The sequence below is a fragment of the Pseudomonas sp. S49 genome (assembly GCF_009866785.1).
Classification (GTDB): domain Bacteria; phylum Pseudomonadota; class Gammaproteobacteria; order Pseudomonadales; family Pseudomonadaceae; genus Aquipseudomonas.
Window position 1 is genome coordinate 2,087,108 of the sequence record NZ_CP019432.1, and the last position, 20,822, is coordinate 2,107,929.

The window sequence follows — 20,822 nt, forward strand, 5'->3', positions numbered from 1 at the left end:
TGGAATTGGTTTTAAGGGCCTGAGTGAACAGGCCCTTTTGGTGGTCGTGTCTAATCGGTTTCTTTTGAGTCAGCCAATACATACAGGTTGCTTATGCCTGACATTTTTTTGATTTTTTTTAGCTCTATATATTCTTTGAGTTCTTTTTTAATGGTTTCTTCATCGCAATATTTTCTATGTTTAGAGGGTCTTTCACGGGCAAAGTTGTATAGGCGCCAAGTATCAAACCCATTGATTTCACCGTTAGGGCCATAGTCAAAATCTACGCTTCCTGTCGATAAATTGATGCGGCAGCCAATACCATGCAATTCATATTTAACGCCTCGAGTGACTCTCCCGCATCGCTTTATTGCCTTGGTGCGCCAAAGCCTTCTAATGTCTCGAGTGCCAAATTTTCGCTCAAATATCAGGGTGCTGGACTCCACCATGGAGATGAAGTCATTTATCAGGATGTCCAAAGTTTCATTTTGATCGCTCATCTTCTTCTCCGATGCTCCAATCTGTCTAAACCTACGTTGTTTGCTGACTCTATTACATCTTCAATACTGTTTAGAGTTCTGTCGTATTTTATAAGGTCGGTTATGAGTTTGATTGTCACATTTGTTGAGGTTTGTCGTGCGGCTGCTGCGCGATGGTGTCCGTCCAAAATATATAGGTTGCCGTCATGTTCTATGACCTCGATGGGATCTGTTGGGTCGTACCCGCCGCGCATTTTATTTTTATAATCCTCGACTTTCTTGGTTGAGGTCTTTCCCTCTATTGTATGTATTCGCTTCAAAGTTTTTGGATCTATATTGTGAGCAATGTTCGGTAGTTTCGGCTCTCCCTCATCTACCTTAGCGCCATCAATCCCACCCGGCACCTCACACCCAGGTTTATTCGGCGGTGGGCAGTTGGAGTTCAACCCCAACGGATCCACCCATCCCGTCGGATTCGGCACGTACTGGTACTGATTCAACCCACCGGCCAACTTGATCGGATCCGGCGTCAGATACCGCCCCAGCCTCGGGTCGTAATACCGGTGCCGGTTGTAATGCAGGCCGCTTTCGCCGTCGAAGTACTGCCCCTGAAAGCGCAGCGGCTGGTTCAGGTAGTCCTCGCCGGCCAAGGTCAGGGCGGCGACTTTGCCGTAGGCGTCGTATTGCGCGGACCAGACGATGTCGCCGCTGTAGTCGGTGAGTTCCTGCGGGGTGCCGAGGTGGTCGAGTTGGTAGTAGAACGGGCAGGCTTTTTTCGGGCCTTTGCCGTCGAGCAATGCCAGCGGGCGGAAGGTGCCGGGTTCGTAGACGTAGCTGCGGTATTCGTGTTCGCTGCTTTCGGCGACGAGGTGGTCGCCTTGCCAAAAGAATTCGGTGGTGGCGTCGCCGACGGTTTTGCGGATGCGCCGGCCGAAGGCGTCGTATTGGTAGGACGCGGTCTGGCCGTCCGGACGGGTCAGGCCGATCAGGCGGTGCTGGCAGTCGTAGCGGTATTCGGTGACGAGTGTCTGCGCGCGGCCGCGGCGTTCGCGGATCAGGTTGCCGAAGGCGTCGTAATCGTAGTGGCGGTCGCCCTGCATCAGCAGGCGGTTGCCTTTGATCTGACTCGGGCCGGGGCGGTCCTGCATCAGCAGGTTGCCGGCCGGGTCGTGGGCGAAGCTTTCCGGCAGTTCGTCGCGTGAGTGGCGTACGCGGGTCAGCCGGTCGAGGGCGTCGTAGCCGTAGGTGCGCTGGCCGTGGCGGCTGTCAGCAATGTGCGCGAGATTGCCGTTGGCGTTGTAGGCATAATCGCGGCGGTACAACGCATCGCGCTGATGGCCTACGGCGTGGGCGAGTAATCGTCCCTGATCGTCGTAGGAGTATTCGCTGAGCAGCAGGCCCTGCTGACGTTGTTGTTCGCGACCGGACTTATAGACGTGACGGGTCAGCGGCGTGCCGTTGAGGTCGATGTCGGTCAGCGCGCCGCCCTTGGCGTGGCGGTAGTCGAGCACGCTGTTGTCCGGCAGACGCATGCGCTTGAGCTGGCCGCAGGCGTCGTAGCGGTAGCGCAGAGTGCCCCAGCCCTGATGCTCGGTGATCAAGCGGTCCTGGCGGTCGTACTCGAAGGCCAGCGGGTGTTGCTGGCCGTCGTCGACGCCAATCAAACGACCGAGTCGGTCGTATTGGTAACTGACCTTGATCCCGTCGGGCAGGGTCTTGATTAACAGGCGCCCGGCAGCATCTCTTGCATATCCAGTAATCAGCGTCGAGCCGTCATCACCGAACTCGGTCTTCTCCAGCAGATGGCCGTTGAGGTCATAGGCGTACGCCGTGCGCCGGCCGTCAAAACCGCTTTCCTGACGAATCAGCCCAGTCGGCGTGTAGTCGAGTCGGTACTTTTCCCCCGATTCGTTTTCAATCTCGGTGAGCAGCAGTTGCGCATGGTCGTAGCGGTACTGCACCCGTGTGCCATCGGGGTTGATCCGCCGCGAGACAAGGTGCAGGTCATCGTCGTATTCGTAGCGGGTGATGCGCCCGAGTTCATCGCGCTCGGCGGTGACCTGACCGTAGGCGCCGTAGCTGTAGGCGCGGGTCGCACCGTCAGGAAAAGTCGTCTGAATCAGTCGGCCAACGGCGTCCCAATGCTGACGAGTGACTGCACCGTGTTCGTCGGCGGTTGTGGTCCGCCGACCCAGTGCGTCGTAGGAAAAACGCCGCACGCCACCGTCGGGCAGGGTTTCTTCGGTCAACTGGCCGAGGGCATTCCAGACCAGCCGATGCCGGCTGCTGTCCGGGTAGCGGATCGACAGCAACTGACCCCGGGTGTCGTAGTAGTAATGGGTGACCTGACCGTCGGGGTCGACCGCCTCGGTGACATCGCCCTCGGCATTGCGCCGGTAGATCCACACCGCGTCACCGCGCGAACGGCGAAACAGGAAACCGTTGCGATACTCGTAGGACGTGGGCGCGTCATCCGGCGGAATCAGCGCAATCAGCCGTCCGACCTCGTCGTAGCGGTATTCGGTGACCGCGCCTAACGCATCCTGCTCGGCGATCAAGCGCCCGGCATCGTCATAAGCCTTGAGCTGCTCGCCACCGTCGGCCTCGACCTTGCGCACCAGCCGCGCCCGCTCGTCGTGGACGTACGTTTCTTCAGTGCCATCGACGTAATGCACCGCCACGCTGCCGTCGTCATTCCAGACGTAACGGGTGTCCATCTGCGAAAACGACGCCCAGTGACGCACGCAACGCGCGGCTTTCCCCGACCGCTCCCACTCCCAGAAAAAACTCGCGCCGCCGGCCAGTTGCCGCTGCAGGATTACGTGAGCGTCGTCGTAGTCGTAACGCTCGCTGTCACCGACGGCGTTGCTGGCCTCGATCAGGTGTTGATAAGCGTCGTAGCGGTAGCTGACCAGCGCCTGTTCGGTGCTCCAGGCACCGTCGCGAAACACTTGGTAATCAACACCGAGCAACTGCGCGCGGTCATACCGCAACAGCAGCGAGCGCCCGGCGCCGTTGTCCAGGCGCTGCACCCGGTCAGATCGATCGCGCTGCACTGTCAGACGATTGCCATAGGCATCGCTGATCGCTGTCAGCCGTCCTGCACGAAAGTGATAAAACCGCGCCGCGTCCCCGGCCAGTGCGAGGATCAGCTCTTCCGGTTCATCGCCCAGGAAAATCGCCGCCCGCGACAGGCTGTTGTGAATCGCCGGGCGCGAAACGCCAGGAAGCGGAAACCGTGTTCGACGGTTTTCATGGTCGACCCAGACAACAAAGTCACCCTCAAACGCGAGCCGATGCGCCAGCGAGTGACTCCAGCCAAACCCCAGCCCGACATCGATCTCGGCGGCGCTAGAGCGATACAACCGCGTGAACTCGAACGGCAACACGCCATCAAGCACCCCATCAGTCAGGGTCAGCAGTTCTTCGCCAGTGACCATCGACACCGGACAACCGTTGGTGCAGGTGCGCGGCACGCAATCGGCGCTGTCGCCGTTGGGGTTTTTCGCCTGATCCGGCGAATCGTCGTGAGGCTCATGCCGTTCCAACCGGCTCGAAGCGCCAGACTTGTCCCGCACAACAGGCGCCGGATTCGGCACCGTCAACACCAGCGAGTCGGCCTGACGAATGTTCAGCGGTATCGCCGGTGTCGGTTTCAACTCAACGTCGCGCACATTGAGCATCAGCGGTTTCAAAACGCTGGCGTGCCGCGTCAGATCCGCCGAGGACATCAGTTCGGCCAAGCGCAAAGCCGAAGCCGCCAACCACTCCCGAGCGCGTGGTGACTTGACCTTCGCCAGCACTTTGCTGCTCAGGCGCACCGGCACGCCGACGCCACCCGACAACCCCATCAACAGAAAGCTGATCAGCAGTTCGACCCGCACCTCGGCCACCACTTCAGCCAGATACTGCGGCGGTAGCATCTTCAGCCAACTGGTAAACGCGGCCAGATGAATAAACAGAAGAGGTTCGTCACTGAGGATCAACAAGCCGTTGGCAATGGCGTCGCTGGAGGCATTCAATAACGCCTCAAGCTCGGCCTCGCTGAGGTATTCCAGCAATTTTTCACTGTTGGCCTGCAGATCGGCGAGCAGGGCGAATACCTGTTTGATGTCATCCCAAACACCATTCAGTGCTTTCTCGAATCCACGCCAGTCGGCCTGTTGCAGCTGACCGTAACGCTGAAGAAATCCGGCGCTGGAAAACTCCGTCCACTGGGGTTGAAACCCTGTCCACTCATCGCGCAGCCAGCCTTCCAGGCCTGCAATGACACCTTCATAAGAGGCATACAGAGCACGCACATGGTCGGTGGACACATCGGGAAAGAAGGTGATGCGATAACGCTGGCCCCGATCGCAGTCGGTCACTTGCAGAATGCCGCTGGGGCCGATGGTGTAATGCAGCGCTTCGCCGAAAGTCAGCACGCCGCCGACATCGGCAAGCACCGGTTCGAGCGTCACCGGGGTGTTGCCAATCGGCACGAACCGCGCGGCCTCGAACATGTGCACCAGCGTCAACGCCCCGCTGGCCGAGCACATGACCACCGATGAGCTGAGCGGTTGTTGCGACTTGATCGGCGCGCTGAGACGCACGTCGTTGCCGACAGTGAACACCTGCTCGATATCCAGCGCGGCGCCTGTCCAGAACTGCTCTGCCCAGGCGTCGTAGTGGTTCAGGCACAGGCGGAATTCGCGGATCAGATGTTCGAAGTCCGGCTCATCGGGATTCAAAGCAGCAACAACGAGCAGGCCGATGCTGTTGTTCAGGGCCAGCAGCCGATCGGTTGGAAGCATTCGCAGTCTCTCGCGCACATCAAAAAGGTGCGGGGACTTTGCGGGGGATCAATCAGGAAAGAAGTCGGGCGAGTAGGTGTTATCTGTAGGATGTTTCGCTAAATGTCTGCGAGTAGTTCATCGCCCAACAAACATTGCCCGTTGCTCAATGTCTGCCGCGCTCGTTATGCTGCTGAACCCTTTAATCAGATCCGAGCAGCGGCATCACCTGCCGCCTGGGATGTCTTTGTTAACGGATCCGATGATGAATGCACCGCTGAAGGCGTTCGGCCCGATCAAGGCCGTGATTTTCGATATGGACGGTTTGCTGCTGGACACCGAGGGCATTTATACCGAGGTTACCTCGCTGATTGCCCAGCGTTACGGGCGCACCTTCGACTGGAGCGTCAAGCAGAACATCATTGGTCGCGGGGCCAACGATCTGGCCAATTACGTGGTGCAGGCGCTGGATCTGCCGATCACCGCCGAAGAGTTTCTGGTCATCCGTGAACCGCTGATGCGTGAGCGTTTCCCGACCGCGCAAGCGATGCCGGGTGCCGAGGAGCTGATTCGCCATCTCAAGGCGCACAACATCCCGATTGCCGTGGGTACCAGCTCGTCGCGTCAATCGTTCGGGCAGAAAACCACGCTGCACCGCGACTGGTTTGCGTTGTTCGACTTCATCGTCACTGCAGACGATCCGGAAGTCGGCGCGGCCAAACCGGCACCGGATATTTTCCTCACCGCCGCTCGCCGTCTGGGCGTGGCACCTGAGGATTGCCTGGTGTTCGAGGATTCGCCGTTTGGCGTGACCGCTGCGAAAGCCGCAGGCATGACAGCGATCGCCATCCCCGATGCCGCCATGGCCGATGAAAAATACGCACACGCTGACGGGATTCTTCGTACTCTGAAAGCGTTCACGCCCAGTGCCTGTGGTTTGCCGGCGCTGGAATGGGCGTAAACATCTGACACAAAAAACGCCGCCCCTCTGTAACAAGATGGGCGGCGTTTTTCGTTCGGGCGACGCGGAGATATCAGGCGCCGAAACCACCGTCGATGGTCAGGCTTGCACCGGTGATGTAGCCGGCTTCCGGACCTGCCAGATAAGCGACGAAGCTGGCGATTTCTTCGGCTTTACCGTAACGACCCACCGCCATCAGCGGAATCAGGCTTTCGGCGAAGTCACCGTGCGCCGGGTTCATGTCGGTGTCGACCGGGCCGGGCTGCACGTTGTTGACGGTGATACCGCGTGGGCCGAGGTCGCGGGCCAGGCCTTTGGTCAGGCCGACCAGTGCCGATTTGCTCATTGCATACACACCGCCACCGGCGAAGGGCATGCGGTCGGCGTTGGTACTGCCGATGTTGATGATGCGCGCGCCTTCGCCCATGTGTTTGGCGGCTTCCTGCGAGGCGATGAAGACGCTGCGAATGTTGATCGCTACGGTCTGGTCGAAGTCTTCAAGTTTGAAGTCTTCCAGTGGTGCGACGGCCAGCACGCCAGCGTTGTTGACCAGAATGTCGAGGCGGCCAAAAGCTTCGACGGTGGCGCTGACGGCGTGGCGGATGGCAGCGGCATCGGCGCTGTCGGCCTTGATCGCCAAGGCTTTGCCACCGTTGGCGGTGATGCTGTTCTGCAGCTCTTCGGCTTTTGCGCTGGAGCTGACGTAAGTGAAGGCTACAGCGGCGCCTTCAGCGGCCAGGCGGTTGACGATGGCAGCACCGATACCACGGGAACCGCCTTGAATCAGAGCGACTTTGCCGCTGAGGTGTTGAGTGGTCATGTTCGATCTCCAGACTATTCAAGGCGAAATGCCTTGGTGTTGGTGCCGAGTATCGGCGTGGTATCGACAACTGTGTAGACCATGATTGCTATAGTCTGTGTAAACCAGAAGTTTATAGTGGCGAACATGGAAACCTTCAGCAGCATCGAATGTTTTGTGCGTAGTGCCGAAGTCGGCAGCTTTGCCGAGGCCGCACGACGCTTGAGTCTGACCCCGGCAGCCGTCGGCAAAAGTGTGGCCAAGCTCGAAGTGCGGCTCGGCGTGCGGCTGTTCCAGCGTAGTACACGCAGCCTGACGCTGACCGAGGCCGGGCAACTGTTCCTCGATCAGGTGAGTGGCAGTTTGACGACCATTCAAAATGCCGTGGCCAATCTGTCCAGTGTCGAAGGGCTACCGGCGGGAACGCTGAAAGTCAGCATGGGCGCAGCATTTGGCTGTCTGCATATCGTGCCGATGCTCGGTGAGTTTCTACAACGATATCCGGCGATCAATCCGGACTGGCACTTCGATAATCGACAGGTCGATCTGATCGCCCAGGGCTTTGATGCGGCCATCGGTGGTGGTTTCGAACTGCCGCAAGGCGTGATCGCACGCAAGTTGAGCCCGGCGCATCGGATATTGGTCGCGTCCACCGACTATTTACAGGCCAATCCCGAGATCATCGAACCAGACGACCTCAGCCACCACGACGGTATTCTGATCCGCTCGCCGCAAACCGGACGCGTGCGTTCCTGGCAATTGACCGGACGTAATCCACAGAATTGTCGGCCGTTGATGCTCAAGGCGCGAATGACCATGAGTGATTCCGAGGCCGCTTGCAGGACTGCAGCACAAGGCTTGGGAATCGCGCTGGTGAGCATGCCGTTTGCGGTGGGCTATCTGCAGGCGGGGACGTTGCAGCGGGTGTTGCCGGACTGGTTTGTCGATGACGGCAACATCTCGATTTACTACGCCGAGCATAAATTGTTGCCGGGGAAGACGCGGGCGTTTGTCGATTTTCTGATTGAGCAGTTTGCGGAGCGGGGGTTGGCGCAGCGGTTCAGTGCTATCTGAGCAAGGTAACAGATCGAGTTGTCGCCTTCGCGAGCAGGCTCGCTCCCACATTTGGAATGCGTTTCCCCTGTGGGAGCGAGCCTGCTCGCGAATGGAGCGACTCGGTCTACGATGAAGAATTCAGCGGGCAAACCGCCCCGGCCAGCCAATAATGTTCTTCGGCCGTGGCGTCGCGTAAGTTCGCACTTTCGAGGTTGATAACTTCAGTCGAACCAGCGATTCCGCAATCGTCACCGCCGCCGTCACCCCGTCCACCACCGGCACGCCAGTACGTCGACGAATCTGCTCATCCAGCCCGGCCATGCCGCCGCAACCCAGGCAGATCACCTCGGCTTTGTCCTGCGTCACCGCCAACTCCGCCTGATGCACGATCGCTTCCAGCGCGCGCTGCGGCTCGTGCTCCAGCTCTAGAACGGCCAGGCCACTGGCCCGCACCGATGCACAACGATCCCACAGACCGGACAATTTCAGCCGATCCTCGATCAGCGGCACGGTGCGATCCAGTGTGGTTACCACCGAATACGCGTGCCCCAGAAACATTGCCGTACTCGCCGCCGCATCGGTGATGTCCACTACGGGCACATTGAGCAATTCCTGCAAACCTTCACGGCCATGTTCGCCATAACCGGCCTGAATCACCGCATCGAACGGCTGATCGTAGGACATCACCCGATCCATCACCGCGATGGCCGCCAGATAGCTTTCGAAGTTGCCTTCAATCGAATCGGCGCCGAAGTACGGCGTCAAACCGACAATTTCAGTTCCGGGCGAAGCAACGGCCTGTGCCGAACGGGCGATGGCCTCAGTGATGGATTCGGTGGTGTTGACGTTGACCACGAGAATACGCATGGGGAAATCCTTATAGCGGGCAGTTCTGCGGCCCGAAACCGGGCCGCGAGGGAGTTAATGGCAGACGTTGTCGACAGCGATCGATTCGCCGCTGATGTCGGCGTAGTGCGGTTGGCGTTTGGCGATGATCAGATAGAGCATTCCGGCGATCCCGGCGCCGATCAGCCAAGAAAACGGCGAGACACTGTGGAAGCCCGGAACCAGCGCCAGGACAATGGCGATCAATGCCGCAGGAATAAACGCCGCCACCGCGCGGAAATTGACGCCGTGGCTGTAGTAATAAGCGCCGTTCGGGTCTTCGCTGTAGAGCTGCGGTACGTTGATCCGACCTTTGCGGATCAGCCAGTAGTCGACCATGATCACGCCGTACAACGGGCCGAGCAGGGCGCCGAGACCGGACAGGAAGTACACGATCACCAGCGGGCTGTTGTAGAGATTCCACGGCAGGATCAACACGGCGATGGTCGCGCTGATCAGCCCGGCGCGGCGGAACGTCAGGTACTTCGGCGCCAGGTTGCTCAGCACGAAGGCCGGGGCGACGAAGTTGGCCATGATGTTCACCGCCACGGTGACAATCAGGAATGCCAGGCAACCGAGCACCAGGAAGAAGGTGTTGGGAATCGAGGCGATGATCTCGGTCGGGCCTTCGATGATCCGGCCATTGATCTGAAATTGCGCACCGCAGAGCAGGACCGTGATCGCGGCGAACACCAGAATATTCACCGGCAAACCCCAGAAGTTTCCTACCTTGATGGTCTTGCGGCATGGCGAAGAGCGGGCGAAGTCGCAGAAATTGAGGATCAACGTGCCGTAGATCGCCAGCCACAAAGCGCCGCCGGCAAAGATGTTGCGCCACATCTCGCCACCCGTGAGCGGTTCGCGGGTCGACCAGGCGATGGTCGCGTCGGCCTGGAAGTACATCCACGCGGCGAGGGCGGCCACGGTCAGCAGAATCACCGGTCCGGCAAACGCTTCGTAGCGGCGCACCATTTCCATGCCGTAGGCAAGGATCGCCAGTTGCACGAACCAGATCGCCACGAAACACACCCAACCCAAAGTCGACAGACCCAGAATCGCGTTGTGGTCGTATTCGGCGAAACCGGGATGCACCGCTGTGAGCAGTACGCGGAACACCACTGAGGCCAGGTACGTCTGAATCCCGAACCAGGCAATGGCGATAACCGCCCGGATCAGTGCAGGAATTTGCGCGCCATGGATGCCGAAACTGATCCGGCTGATGACCGGAAACGGCACGCCGGTTTTCTGTCCCATGTAGCCGGACAGGTTCATGAAGAAGTACACCAGCGCCGCGCCGATCCCCAATGACAACAGAATCTGCCAGCCACCCAGGCCTAGGGCGTAGAGGCCGATGGCGAAGGAGTAGTTGGCGATGTTGTGCACGTCGTTCGTCCACAGGGCGAAGATGCTGTATTTGCCCCAGCGTCGACCTTCGGCCTTGGTCGGCGCGAGGTCGCTGTTGTGCAGGCGCGGACTGAGTTGTAACGGCTCGGTCAGACCGTCATCGGGTGACGGTTGGTCGAGGGCAGAGGCGGGCAGATTCAGCGTGATGTTATTGGAGAGACTTGTACGCATTCCGGCAGGCTCCTGATGTTCAGGGCCGCGATGACTGTGCATAAGCCACAGGGCTCGACAAATCTTCGTCGCGGCAGTGAAAGCATCACTGGTTACGGGGCATCTGCAGCCTGTACGGGATAGGGCGCTTCAGGCTTGCGGATCGAAAGTGTGTATGTTTTGCAGTTTTGTATACAAAACATGTATGCACTAAAGCCAGATTTGTGCCACTTGGCGATCTATGTGTAGCCGTGTTCATTTCGAAAAGTTATCGATGAACGCTAAGTGGTTGAAAATAATTGGTTAAAAATTGACCGTTCGAACAGGTATTTATTTTTGGTGGGGGATTTTGATGGCGGGCGGAGGCGAGGGGTTTTTGGCAGCGATGTAACTTTTCAGGGCGCTGAAAGTAAAAAGTGCACACATAAATGGCACCGATGGTGACATTACTGTGTACACATTTATTGAATCGCTAGTGACCTTTGTAGGAGTGAGCCTGCTCGCGATAGCGGTGTATCAGCCAAAAAATTCATCGACTGAGACACCGCTATCGCGAGCAGGCTCACTCCTACAGGGGGAAATCAGCGCGGCAGGGAGTTACGCCTTGCTAATGATATTGCCGGCATGCAACCCGCACTCTTTCTGCGTCGCCTCTTCCCACCACCAGCGGCCCTCGCGCTCATGCTGGTTCGGCAGCACCGGGCGGGTGCACGGTTCGCAGCCGATGCTGATAAAGCCGCGTTCATGCAGGCTGTTGTACGGCAGCTCAAGCATGCGGATGTAGCCCCAGATCTCTTCGCTGGTCATCTGCGCCAACGGGTTGAACTTGTACAACGTGCGCTCCGGCGTGGAGAACGCGGTGTCGATTTCCATCACCGCCACAGCGCTACGCGTGCCCGGGCTCTGATCGCGGCGCTGGCCGGTGGCCCAGGCTTTGACGCCGGAGAGTTTGCGCCGCAGCGGTTCGATCTTGCGGATGCCGCAGCATTCGCCGTGGCCGTCCTTGTAGAAACTGAACAGGCCTTTTTCCTTCACGAACGGTTCGAGTTTCGTGTAGTCCGGCGACACCAGTTCGATGTCGATCTTGTAGTGCTCGCGCACCTGATCGATGAAGCGGTAGGTCTCTGGGTGCAGGCGGCCGGTGTCGAGGCTGAACACCTTGACGTTCTTGTTGAGCTTCCAGGCCATGTCCACCAGCACCACATCCTCGGCGCCGCTGAAAGAGATCCACAGGTCATCGCCGAACTCGGCAAACGCGAGTTTCAGAATGTCCTGGGCGGATTTATTGGCATAGGTCGTGGCGAGTTCCACGACGTCGAACGTTGCACTCATCAGGGCGGCTTCCTACAGGTCGGTGGCGCTGGGCGCTCTATATGGCGCTGATGGTAACAAAAAGCTGCACGGCTCGGGGGCGTGCTGTGCGTTGCGCGTCTGCATGTGAGCCGCTAGAGTTCGGCCTCGCTCGACTCAAATAATCAATACAAACGGGAGTGTCTTGTGGAAATTGCTTGCCTGGATCTTGAAGGGGTGTTGGTGCCGGAAATCTGGATCGCCTTCGCCGAAAAAACCGGAATCGAATCCCTCAAGGCCACCACCCGGGACATTCCCGATTACGACGTGCTGATGAAGCAGCGTCTGCGCATCCTCGACGAGCACGGCTTGAAGCTGTCGGACATTCAGGAAGTGATCGCCACCCTGAAGCCGCTGGACGGCGCAGTGGAGTTCGTCAACTGGCTGCGTGAGCGCTTTCAGGTGGTGATTCTGTCGGATACGTTCTATGAATTTTCCCAGCCGCTGATGCGCCAACTGGGCTTCCCGACCTTGCTTTGCCATCGTCTGATCACTGACGAAACCGGGCGGGTGACCAGCTATCAGTTGCGTCAGAAAGATCCCAAGCGCCAGTCGGTGCTGGCGTTCAAGAGCCTGTATTACCGTGTGATTGCGGCGGGGGATTCGTATAACGATACGACGATGCTGGGCGAGGCGGACGCCGGGATTCTGTTTCATGCGCCGGAGAATGTGATTCGCGAGTTTCCGCAGTTTCCGGCGGTGCATACGTTTGCCGAGTTGAAGCAGGAATTCCTGAAGGCTTCGAACAGAGAGTTGAGTTTGTAGTCGTCTGAAAAGACGCCATCGCGAGCAGGCTCACTCCTACAGGGGATCGCATTCCAAATGTAGGAGTGAGCCTGCTCGCGATAGCTTTTAAAGGTTCTGCAGGGTTTCGAGGAGGATTCTGACTTTGGTGATCGACTCCTGATACTCAGCCTGCCAGTCCGAGTCGGCGACAATCCCGCCACCGCCCCAGCAACATACCTGCGCATCCTTGACCAGCAGACTGCGAATCGCGATGGAGCTGTCCATCTCGCCGCGTACGTCCAGATACAGCAACGAGCCACAATACAAACCGCGTCGGGTCGGTTCCAGCTCATCAATGATCTGCATCGCGCGAATCTTCGGCGCGCCGGTGATCGAGCCGCCGGGGAAACTGCCGGCAATCAAATCCAGTGCGTCGCGATCATCCGCCAGTTCACCGGTGACGCTGCTGACCAGGTGATGCACGTTCGGATAGCTTTCCAGACTGAACAGCTCCGGCACTCGTACCGAACCGATGCGGCAGGTGCGGCCGAGATCGTTGCGCAGCAGGTCGACGATCATCAGGTTTTCTGCGCGATCCTTGGGGCTGGCCAGCAGTTCGGCGGCGTTGGCCGCATCTTCGGCGGGTGTCAGGCCACGGGGGCGAGTACCTTTGATCGGGCGGGTTTCCACCTGGCGTTCGCTGACTTTGACGAAGCGCTCCGGCGACAGGCTCAACACCGCGCCGCCCTCGGGCAGGCTCTGGAAACCGGAGAACGGTGTCGGGCAGGCTTCGCGCAATGCGCAATAAGCCAGCCACGGATCGCCCTGACACGCCGCACGGAAGCGCTGAGCGAAGTTGACCTGATAGCAGTCGCCGGCCTGGATGTAGTGCTGAATGCGTTCGAAGGCTTGGCGGTAATCGTCGGCCGAGAGGTCGGCGGTCATCGGGGCGTTCAATTTGAACGGGGTCAGCGCATCAGCATGTGGCTGAGTGAATAACGCAATCAGGCGTTGTTTTTCGCCGTCGATCACGGACGGGTGGAAGACCAATTGGCTGGTGGCCATCTGGTGATCGCTGATCAATGCCCAGGCGTACAGGCCAAAACGCGCGTCCGGCAATTGCAGATCATCCAACGCCTGGCTCGGCAGGTTTTCCAGATGCCGACCGAAATCGTAGCTCAGGTAACCGATCAAACCGCCAGCGAATGGAAGCTCGAAACTTGCTGGCAAATCAGCCTCACCGAGGCGATTCAGATTGTCACGCAGACGTTGCAGGAAATGATTGCCGCTTTCGTCGGGCAACACCGCCAGTTGTTCCAGCGGCCAGGCGCTGAGCAGGTCATAACGACCACGGTCGGCACTTGGCCGGCCGCTGTCGAGCAGTACGGCGCCGGGCGCGTTGCGGATGGCCGCGAAGTAGTCGGCGGGATTGGCGCGGTAGGGCAGCGGGTGTACGGAACAGGTCAACATGGGCGGGGCAGATCGGCCGTTGAGGCGGGGAGGGGATTGTAGTCCTCTCCGATGCCAGATCAAAGTCAAAAGCCTCCCCCTCACCCCAACCCTCTCCCCCAAGGGGGCGAGGGGGAAAGGGGGCAGATCGGGGGCTTTTCAAAACTTGGGTTCGGCTCGATATCTTGGGGGAAGGGCGCCGATCTTCATGCTTTCAAGACCTGAGTTCGACTCAGGACGTTCAGGTCGGCGTACTTCCCACATCCACTTCGGTCAGTCCCCTCTCCCTCTGGGAGAGGGCTAGGGTGAGGGGCTTTTAGTTTTTCAGCTCTTAGCCTTCGACCGCAGGAATATGCCCAAACATTTCCTGAGTAAACGCCACCCGCTCTTCAACCGATTCCGTCACCCCACGCGCCTTCAGCTCTTCCAGTCGCGCTTCCACCGCGTGCGTACGCAACGTCAGCCCACAATCATTGGCGATCTGGATATTCAGCCCCGGCCGCGCATTGAGCTCGAGAATCAGCGGGCCTTTCTCTTGATCGAGCACCATGTCCACACCGATATAGCCCAGCCCGCACAGCTCATAACAGCCTGCCGCGAGCTTCATGAAACCGTCCCAGTAGGGCAGTTGCACGCCGTCCACCGCGTTGGTGGTGTCGGGGTGTTTGGTGATGATGTTGTTCAGCCAGGTGCCACGCAACGTCAGACCAGTGGCGAGGTCGACACCGACACCGATGGCGCCTTGGTGCAGGTTGGCCTTGCCGCCGGACTGCCGGGTCGGCAGGCGTAGCATCGCCATCACCGGATAACCCATCAGCACAATGATGCGGATATCCGGTACGCCTTCGTAGCTGATGCTCTTGAAGATCTGGTCCGGGGTCACCCGGTATTCGATCAGCGCCCGATCGCGGTGACCGCCCAGCGAATACAAACCGGTGAGGATGCTCGAGATGTGATGCTCAAGCTCTTCGTGGGCAAGGATCTTGCCCGACACCGTGCGATAGCGACCCTCGAAACGGTCGGCAATCACGATGATGCCGTCGCCGCCGGCGCCCTGGGCCGGTTTGATCACGAAGTCGCTGCGCCCGCCGATGATCTCGCCGAGCTTGTCGATTTCCTTTTCGGTGGAGATCACGCCATACAGCTCCGGCACGTGAATGCCGGCCTTGATGGCGCGTTCCTTGGTGATGATCTTGTCATCGACGATCGGGTACAGGCTGCGCTTGTTGTACTTGAGCACGTAGTCGGCGTTACGCCGATTGATGCCCATGATGCCCCGCGCCTCCAGCGCCTTCCAGGTCTTCCAGAAACCGAACATCAGGCGTCAGCCTTCTTCAGGAAAGCCTTGAAACGCACCAGTTCGGTCAGGCGGTAGCCGCGATAGCGACCCATCGCCAGCATGAAGCCGACCAGAATCAGCAGGATCGCCGGGAAGGTGAACACGAAGTACACCAGTTCAGGCACGGTCATGATCAGGTGCGCCAGAGACGCGGCGAACAGCGTACCAATCGCGACTTTCATCGCATGGCTGGCACCGCGCTCTTCCCAGGTGATCGACAGGCGTTCGATGGTCATGGTCAGAATCACCATCGGGAACAGCGCTACAGACAAGCCACGCTCCAGACCCAGTTTATGGCTGAACAGACTGATCGCCGCGATCAGCACCACGACAAAGGTCAACACCACCGAGAGTCGCGGCAGCATTTGCAGCTTCAGGTGTTCCAGATACGACCGTAATGACAGGCCCAGCGCGGTGATCACGGTAAACAGCAGAATGCCGAAGCCCAGCTGCGTTTCGCGGAAGGCGAGGGCGATCAGTACCGGGGTGAACGTGCCGAGGGTCTGCAGGCCGATCAGGTTGCGCAGGATCAGGATCACCAGCACGCCGATCGGGATCATCACCATGATCATGAAGGTCTGCTGGGTCTGTAGCGGCAAGCCGTACAGCGAGTATTCGAGGAAGTTGGCGTCGGTGTTTTCGTCGGTCAGCTTGGCCAGACGAATCGCGTTCATCTCGCTGTTGTTCAGGCTGAAGGTCACGTTGGCTTTTTTGCCGCCGTCGACGGTGATCAGGTTTTCATCGCCAGTCCACCACAGCAGGCGGTCGGTCGGCAGGCCTTGCTCGCCGGTTTCCGGGTTGAAGTACAGCCAGTCGTTGCCGTTGAAGCTGCGCAGCCACAGCTCAGGCATTTGTGGCTGGTCGGCGACGAGGCGGATGGTGTGGACCTTTTCCACCGGCACGTGGGCGATGGACAGCAGCAGCTCGACGATTTTGGCTTTGTGCGCAGTCGATGGATCACCGGCCAGCAGCAGTTTCACGTTGTCATCGTTGACGTTGTTGACGCGTTTGATCGCCTCGCCAATAAAGGTTTCGACGTCAGCCGAGTGCTGGCGGATCGGCGCAAGCAGGGCTTCGGCGGCGATTTTCTCCGGGCCTTCGATGGCCATGCTGTCGCGGAAGGTCGGGCCTTTGACCTTGGATTTTTCGGCGGTGTAACGCTTGGTCAGTACCAGACGGTAATAAAGGGTCTGGTTGCCCTTGGCGCGGCGTGCCGACCAGGTGACCTTGCGGTTGCCATCGACGCGGTTCACCGCAACGCCGTAGTTATTGGAGATAAAGCTCTCGTTGAGGCTGACGTAATCGCGGCTCAACGGTGGCACGAACATCTGGATCTTCACCGGATCCTTGGTGCTGGCGACGAACTCGACCTTGGCGTCGATGTTCCACAAGTCGTCGGTGGCGTCTTCGGTCACCGGGATGCCGAGCACGAAAATCTGATAGGCCGTAACCGAAACGCCCAGGAGCACCAGAATGGTGATCAGGATTTTCAGGTGGAAGGTTAGAGAACGCATGGAAATTACTCGGCGGTATGAGCGGCGATGGTGCAGGCGGGTTTGCCGGCAGCGTATTTAAGACTGGGGTCGACCAGCGCGTCGAAGCGTTTCAGCGCCTCGGAGCCGATCAAAAGCGGATATTGGAACGCACTTCGGTCGGTCAGGTTCACTTCGATGCTGCGCATCGCTGATCCCATGCAGATATCCAGCTCGATCACCGGACGGGCGGTGTACTTCTTGCCTTCTTCCGGGTCGTAGTCGCCAGCACGGCGCTTGATCTTGCTGACCCGGGCCAGCGGCCGTTCGATCGGGTGCGAGTGCGCGGCGTCGATGGCCAGGTAGAAACGAACCCAGGACTCACCGTTGCGTTTAAAGCGTTTGATGTCGCGGGCACTCAGCGAGGCGGTTTTCGCGCCGGTGTCGAGTTTGGCCGCGACTTCGAGATTGATGCCGTCAAGCGAAGCGTATTCGTTGAGGCCGTACACGGTTTTTTCCCCCGCGGCGGCGAGGCCGGGCAGGCAAAACAGGGCAAAGAATGTGGGGAAGGGCTTGAGTCTCATAAATCCTGGTGCGCAGCGTTCCGTTTTCGGTTCAGGTCCTTGGCAAAACTTGCGCAAGGCCCTTCGTGTGCCTGGCAGCTTTATATGACAAGCCGTACAAATGGCCAGCAAATGCGGGCGGCATTCTAGCACGGTGGGTTTATGGCGCCAGCGCCCGAGCCGGTCTATACCCCTTTGGGAACCCTGTGGGAGCCTGCTCGCGAAGGCGGTGCGTCATCCCATGCAGATGCTGACTGACAGTACGCTTTCGCGAGCAGGTTCGCTCCCACAGGGATTAATCGACCAATGGGAGATTGCCTACGGTTATTAGACGATTGTCGACAATACCTATTTATCCTTTGACTGATGCGGGCGAATTGGCTAGTTTTTGCCGCATTGGATTTGAAGGTGTCGACAATCATGTTGGATCAACTCGATCCCCCGGTCATCAGCGGCGACGATTCCGAGACACTCTCGGAAAACGTCTTCCGGCGCATTCAGGCAGCCATCGTCAAAGGCGAGATCGCCCCGGGCAGCAAGATCTCCGAACCGGAGCTGGCACGCACCTACGGCATCAGCCGTGGACCGTTACGCGAGGCGATTCACCGTCTCGAAGGCCAGCGTTTACTGGTACGCGTGCCGCACGTCGGCGCGCGGGTGGTGTCGCTCAGCCACGCCGAATTGCTCGAACTCTATGAAATCCGCGAATCCCTCGAAGGCATGGCCTGCCGTCTGGCGGCCGAACGCATGAGCGTTGAAGAAATCGACGAACTGCGCCGGGTGCTGGAAACCCACGAGCGCGACGCGGCGTTTCAGGCTGGCGTTGGCTACTACCAGCAGGAAGGCGATTTCGACTTTCACTACCGGATCATCCAGGGCAGCGGCAATCGCACGCTGACGCAGATGCTCTGCGGCGAGCTCTATCAATTGGTGCGCATGTACCGCATCCAGTTTTCCACCACACCGAACCGCCCGCGCCAGGCTTTTGCCGAACACCACCGGATTCTCGATGCCATCGCCGACCGTGACGGCGAGCTCGCGGAATTGTTGATGCGCCGTCACATCGGCGCCTCGAAACGCAACATCGCCCGTCATTACCAGGACGGCGCCCACAATAAGACAGCCACTGAACGAGGTGAGTCATGAGTTCCAAGCACAGCACTCCAGGCCAGCGTTTCCGCGATGCGGTCGCCAGCGAGCATCCATTGCAGGTGGTCGGTGCAATCAACGCCAACCACGCGCTGCTGGCCAAGCGCGCCGGTTTCAAGGCGATCTACCTGTCCGGTGGCGGGGTGGCTGCAGGCTCGCTCGGCGTGCCGGATCTGGGCATCACCGGTCTGGATGACGTGCTGACCGACGTGCGCCGCATCACCGACGTTTGCGATCTGCCGCTGCTGGTCGACGTCGACACCGGTTTCGGTTCCTCGGCATTCAACGTCGCGCGCACGGTCAAATCGATGATCAAGTTCGGCGCGGCGGCGATTCACATCGAGGATCAGGTCGGCGCCAAGCGCTGTGGCCACCGTCCTAATAAAGAGATCGTCAGCCAGCAGGAAATGGTCGACCGCATCAAAGCCGCCGTCGATGCCCGCACCGATGACAGCTTCGTGATCATGGCGCGCACCGATGCGCTGGCGGTGGAAGGTCTGGAATCGGCACTCGATCGCGCAGCGGCGTGCATCGAGGCTGGCGCTGACATGATCTTCCCGGAAGCGATCACTGAGCTGGAAATGTACAAGCTGTTCGCCAACCGTGTGAAGGCGCCGATTCTGGCCAACATCACCGAGTTCGGCGCGACACCGCTGTACACCACCGAGCAACTGGCCGGCGCCGACGTGTCGCTGGTGCTCTATCCGCTGTCGGCGTTCCGCGCGATGAACAAGGCTGCGGAAAACGTTTACACCGCGATCCGTCGCGATGGTACGCAGCAGAATGTCATCGACACCATGCAGACTCGCATGGAGCTTTACGATCGCATCGATTACCACACGTTCGAGCAGAAGCTCGATGCGTTGTTTGCACAAAAGAAAGGCTGAATCAAACCCTGTGGGAGCGAGCCTGCTCGCGAAGGACGCCAACGATAACGCGGTGTCCCTGATGCACCGAGGTGTTCCAGCCACCTTCGCGAGCAGGCTCGCTCCCAGAAGTTTCCCCATACAAATTCAAGAAGATTGGAGAACACAATGGCCGAAGCAAAAGTACTCAGTGGCGCCGGGCTCCGTGGCCAGGTCGCCGGGCAAACCGCACTGTCCACCGTGGGCCAGGCCGGTGCCGGGCTGACCTATCGCGGCTACGACGTGCGCGAACTCGCTGCCGATGCGCAATTTGAAGAAGTCGCTTACCTGCTGCTCTACGGCGAGCTGCCAACCCAGGCGCAACTCGACGAATACCAAGGCAAACTGAGCAAGCTGCGCGACCTGCCACAAGCGCTGAAAGAAGTGCTCGAACGCATCCCCGCCGACGCCCACCCGATGGACGTGATGCGCACCGGTTGCTCGTTCCTCGGCAATATCGAGCCGGAGAAAGACTTTTCCGAGCAACGCGACAAGACTGACCGCTTGCTGGCCGCGTTCCCGGCGATCATGTGCTACTGGTATCGCTTCAGCCACGACGGCAAACGCATCAATTGCGTCAGCGACGAGCCGACCATCGGCGGCCACTTCCTGCACCTGCTGCACGACAAGAAGCCGATCGAATTGCACGTGAAAGTGATGAACGTCTCGCTGATTCTTTACGCCGAACACGAATTCAACGCCTCGACGTTCACCGCGCGCGTCTGCGCCTCGACCCTGTCCGATTTGTATTCTTGCGTAACGGCCGCTATTGGTTCGCTGCGCGGTCCGTTGCACGGCGGCGCCAATGAAGCAGCGATGGAAATGATCGAGCGCTTCGCGTCGCCGGAAGAGGCGATCAAAGGCACCCTCGGCATGCTTGAGCGCAAGGACAAGATCATGGGCTTCGGCCACGCGATCTATAAGGACAGCGATCCGCGCAACGAGGTGATCAAGGGCTGGTCGAAAAAACTCGCGGATGAAGTCGGCGACAAAGTGCTGTTCCCGGTTTCCGAAGCCATCGACAAGACCATGTGGGAGCAGAAAAAACTGTTCCCCAACGCCGATTTCTACCATGCCTCGGCGTACCACTTCATGGGCATCCCGACCAAGCTGTTCACGCCGATCTTCGTCTGCTCGCGCCTGACTGGCTGGGCTGCGCATGTGTTCGAACAACGCGCCAACAACCGCATCATCCGTCCAAGCGCCGAGTACGTCGGCGTCGAACAGCGCAAGTTCGTGCCAATCGAACGTCGCTGAAATGGTGAGCTGACGCGATCCCGGAAAACACCGCAAATCCCTGTAGGAGTGAGCCTGCTCGCGATGACGGACTGACATTCACCATCGATGTCGACTGATCCACCGCTTTCGCGAGCAGGCTCGCTCC

At 59.1% G+C, this 20,822-nt stretch carries 16 protein-coding genes and 2 pseudogenes; 6 read left to right on the top strand and 12 right to left on the bottom strand.

The window, feature by feature from the left end; all coding sequences use genetic code 11:
* Positions 1 to 50: 50 nt before the first annotated feature.
* From PspS49_RS09245 to PspS49_RS30030, 4 genes and pseudogenes are all read right to left on the bottom strand, one after another.
* A complete protein-coding gene (locus PspS49_RS09245; protein WP_160038909.1) occupies positions 51 to 479 on the bottom strand; it encodes a hypothetical protein in 429 nt (142 codons plus the stop codon).
* Positions 476 to 2,488, bottom strand: a complete 2,013-nt coding sequence (locus tag PspS49_RS29795) for an RHS repeat-associated core domain-containing protein (protein ID WP_342799419.1) — start codon at positions 2,486 to 2,488, stop codon at positions 476 to 478. Before PspS49_RS29795 ends, PspS49_RS09245 begins: the two co-directional genes overlap by 4 nt.
* A 10-nt stretch (positions 2,489 to 2,498) precedes the next feature.
* Positions 2,499 to 2,546: pseudogene (locus tag PspS49_RS29800) on the bottom strand (hypothetical protein); the annotation flags it as partial.
* A gap of 53 nt (positions 2,547 to 2,599) precedes the next feature.
* Positions 2,600 to 5,251: pseudogene (locus PspS49_RS30030) on the bottom strand (DUF6531 domain-containing protein); the annotation flags it as partial.
* A 244-nt stretch (positions 5,252 to 5,495) separates the two neighbouring features.
* Here PspS49_RS30030 and PspS49_RS09255 point away from each other — a divergent pair.
* Entirely contained in the window at positions 5,496 to 6,191 is a 696-nt protein-coding gene (locus tag PspS49_RS09255; protein WP_026000652.1) for an HAD-IA family hydrolase, read from the top strand.
* Between the two features lie 73 nt (positions 6,192 to 6,264).
* Here the strand turns inward: PspS49_RS09255 and PspS49_RS09260 are convergent, their stop codons facing one another.
* Positions 6,265 to 7,011 (bottom strand): 3-oxoacyl-ACP reductase family protein, encoded by a 747-nt coding sequence (locus tag PspS49_RS09260; RefSeq protein WP_160038913.1) that lies wholly within the window; start codon positions 7,009 to 7,011, stop codon positions 6,265 to 6,267.
* A 126-nt stretch (positions 7,012 to 7,137) separates the two neighbouring features.
* On the opposite strand from PspS49_RS09260, the gene PspS49_RS09265 reads away from it, so the two are divergent.
* Positions 7,138 to 8,064: a LysR family transcriptional regulator gene (locus tag PspS49_RS09265; protein ID WP_160038915.1), complete on the top strand. Its 927-nt coding sequence runs from the start codon at positions 7,138 to 7,140 to the stop codon at positions 8,062 to 8,064.
* 120 nt (positions 8,065 to 8,184) lie between these two features.
* Here the strand turns inward: PspS49_RS09265 and PspS49_RS09270 are convergent, their stop codons facing one another.
* The 3 genes from PspS49_RS09270 to PspS49_RS09280 form a co-directional block, all read right to left on the bottom strand.
* Complete coding sequence (locus PspS49_RS09270; RefSeq protein WP_102900795.1) at positions 8,185 to 8,913, bottom strand: aspartate/glutamate racemase family protein; 729 nt, start codon at positions 8,911 to 8,913, stop codon at positions 8,185 to 8,187.
* Between the two features lie 54 nt (positions 8,914 to 8,967).
* On the bottom strand, positions 8,968 to 10,506 hold the full coding sequence (locus tag PspS49_RS09275; RefSeq protein ID WP_160038917.1) for an NCS1 family nucleobase:cation symporter-1: 1,539 nt from the start codon (positions 10,504 to 10,506) through the stop codon (positions 8,968 to 8,970).
* A 576-nt stretch (positions 10,507 to 11,082) separates the two neighbouring features.
* Entirely contained in the window at positions 11,083 to 11,817 is a 735-nt protein-coding gene (locus PspS49_RS09280) for a phosphoadenylyl-sulfate reductase (RefSeq protein ID WP_141129074.1), read from the bottom strand.
* Positions 11,818 to 11,982: 165 nt separating this feature from the next.
* Here PspS49_RS09280 and thrH point away from each other — a divergent pair, with 165 nt between their 5' ends.
* Positions 11,983 to 12,600, top strand: coding sequence for a bifunctional phosphoserine phosphatase/homoserine phosphotransferase ThrH (thrH, locus tag PspS49_RS09285; protein ID WP_095047760.1), 618 nt, complete (start codon positions 11,983 to 11,985; stop codon positions 12,598 to 12,600).
* An 87-nt stretch (positions 12,601 to 12,687) separates the two neighbouring features.
* Here the strand turns inward: thrH and pabB are convergent, their stop codons facing one another.
* The 4 genes from pabB to PspS49_RS09305 all read right to left on the bottom strand — a co-directional run bounded on the left by pabB (position 12,688) and on the right by PspS49_RS09305 (position 17,405).
* Positions 12,688 to 14,031: an aminodeoxychorismate synthase component I gene (gene pabB, locus PspS49_RS09290; RefSeq protein ID WP_160038919.1), complete on the bottom strand. Its 1,344-nt coding sequence runs from the start codon at positions 14,029 to 14,031 to the stop codon at positions 12,688 to 12,690.
* 310 nt (positions 14,032 to 14,341) lie between these two features.
* A complete protein-coding gene (locus PspS49_RS09295; protein WP_122605876.1) occupies positions 14,342 to 15,328 on the bottom strand; it encodes an alpha-L-glutamate ligase-like protein in 987 nt (328 codons plus the stop codon).
* Positions 15,328 to 16,863, bottom strand: coding sequence for an inactive transglutaminase family protein (locus tag PspS49_RS09300; protein ID WP_150751645.1), 1,536 nt, complete (start codon positions 16,861 to 16,863; stop codon positions 15,328 to 15,330). Before PspS49_RS09300 ends, PspS49_RS09295 begins: the two co-directional genes overlap by 1 nt.
* 5 nt (positions 16,864 to 16,868) lie before the next feature.
* Positions 16,869 to 17,405 carry an ATP-dependent zinc protease gene (locus PspS49_RS09305; protein ID WP_016983749.1) on the bottom strand — a complete coding sequence of 179 codons (537 nt, stop codon included), beginning with the start codon at positions 17,403 to 17,405 and terminating at the stop codon, positions 16,869 to 16,871.
* 402 nt (positions 17,406 to 17,807) lie between these two features.
* On the opposite strand from PspS49_RS09305, the gene PspS49_RS09310 reads away from it, so the two are divergent.
* The 3 genes from PspS49_RS09310 to prpC all read left to right on the top strand — a co-directional run bounded on the left by PspS49_RS09310 (position 17,808) and on the right by prpC (position 20,695).
* Positions 17,808 to 18,530, top strand: a complete 723-nt coding sequence (locus PspS49_RS09310; RefSeq protein ID WP_172828118.1) for a GntR family transcriptional regulator — start codon at positions 17,808 to 17,810, stop codon at positions 18,528 to 18,530.
* Positions 18,527 to 19,420 (top strand): methylisocitrate lyase, encoded by an 894-nt coding sequence (gene prpB / locus PspS49_RS09315; RefSeq protein ID WP_016983750.1) that lies wholly within the window; start codon positions 18,527 to 18,529, stop codon positions 19,418 to 19,420. Before PspS49_RS09310 ends, prpB begins: the two co-directional genes overlap by 4 nt.
* Before the next feature lie 147 nt (positions 19,421 to 19,567).
* Complete coding sequence (prpC, locus tag PspS49_RS09320) at positions 19,568 to 20,695, top strand: 2-methylcitrate synthase (RefSeq protein WP_160038921.1); 1,128 nt, start codon at positions 19,568 to 19,570, stop codon at positions 20,693 to 20,695.
* Positions 20,696 to 20,822: the final 127 nt, after the last annotated feature.

Coding starts and splice junctions, on each gene's coding strand:
- PspS49_RS09245 (WP_160038909.1), bottom strand. CDS start 479: ATGAGCGATCAAAATGAAACTTTGGACATCCTGATAAATGACTTCATC.
- PspS49_RS09255 (WP_026000652.1), top strand. CDS start 5,496: ATGAATGCACCGCTGAAGGCGTTCGGCCCGATCAAGGCCGTGATTTTC.
- PspS49_RS09260 (WP_160038913.1), bottom strand. CDS start 7,011: ATGACCACTCAACACCTCAGCGGCAAAGTCGCTCTGATTCAAGGCGGT.
- PspS49_RS09265 (WP_160038915.1), top strand. CDS start 7,138: ATGGAAACCTTCAGCAGCATCGAATGTTTTGTGCGTAGTGCCGAAGTC.
- PspS49_RS09270 (WP_102900795.1), bottom strand. CDS start 8,913: ATGCGTATTCTCGTGGTCAACGTCAACACCACCGAATCCATCACTGAG.
- PspS49_RS09275 (WP_160038917.1), bottom strand. CDS start 10,506: ATGCGTACAAGTCTCTCCAATAACATCACGCTGAATCTGCCCGCCTCT.
- PspS49_RS09280 (WP_141129074.1), bottom strand. CDS start 11,817: ATGAGTGCAACGTTCGACGTCGTGGAACTCGCCACGACCTATGCCAAT.
- pabB (WP_160038919.1), bottom strand. CDS start 14,031: ATGTTGACCTGTTCCGTACACCCGCTGCCCTACCGCGCCAATCCCGCC.
- PspS49_RS09295 (WP_122605876.1), bottom strand. CDS start 15,328: ATGTTCGGTTTCTGGAAGACCTGGAAGGCGCTGGAGGCGCGGGGCATC.
- PspS49_RS09300 (WP_150751645.1), bottom strand. CDS start 16,863: ATGCGTTCTCTAACCTTCCACCTGAAAATCCTGATCACCATTCTGGTG.
- PspS49_RS09305 (WP_016983749.1), bottom strand. CDS start 17,405: ATGAGACTCAAGCCCTTCCCCACATTCTTTGCCCTGTTTTGCCTGCCC.
- prpB (WP_016983750.1), top strand. CDS start 18,527: ATGAGTTCCAAGCACAGCACTCCAGGCCAGCGTTTCCGCGATGCGGTC.
- prpC (WP_160038921.1), top strand. CDS start 19,568: ATGGCCGAAGCAAAAGTACTCAGTGGCGCCGGGCTCCGTGGCCAGGTC.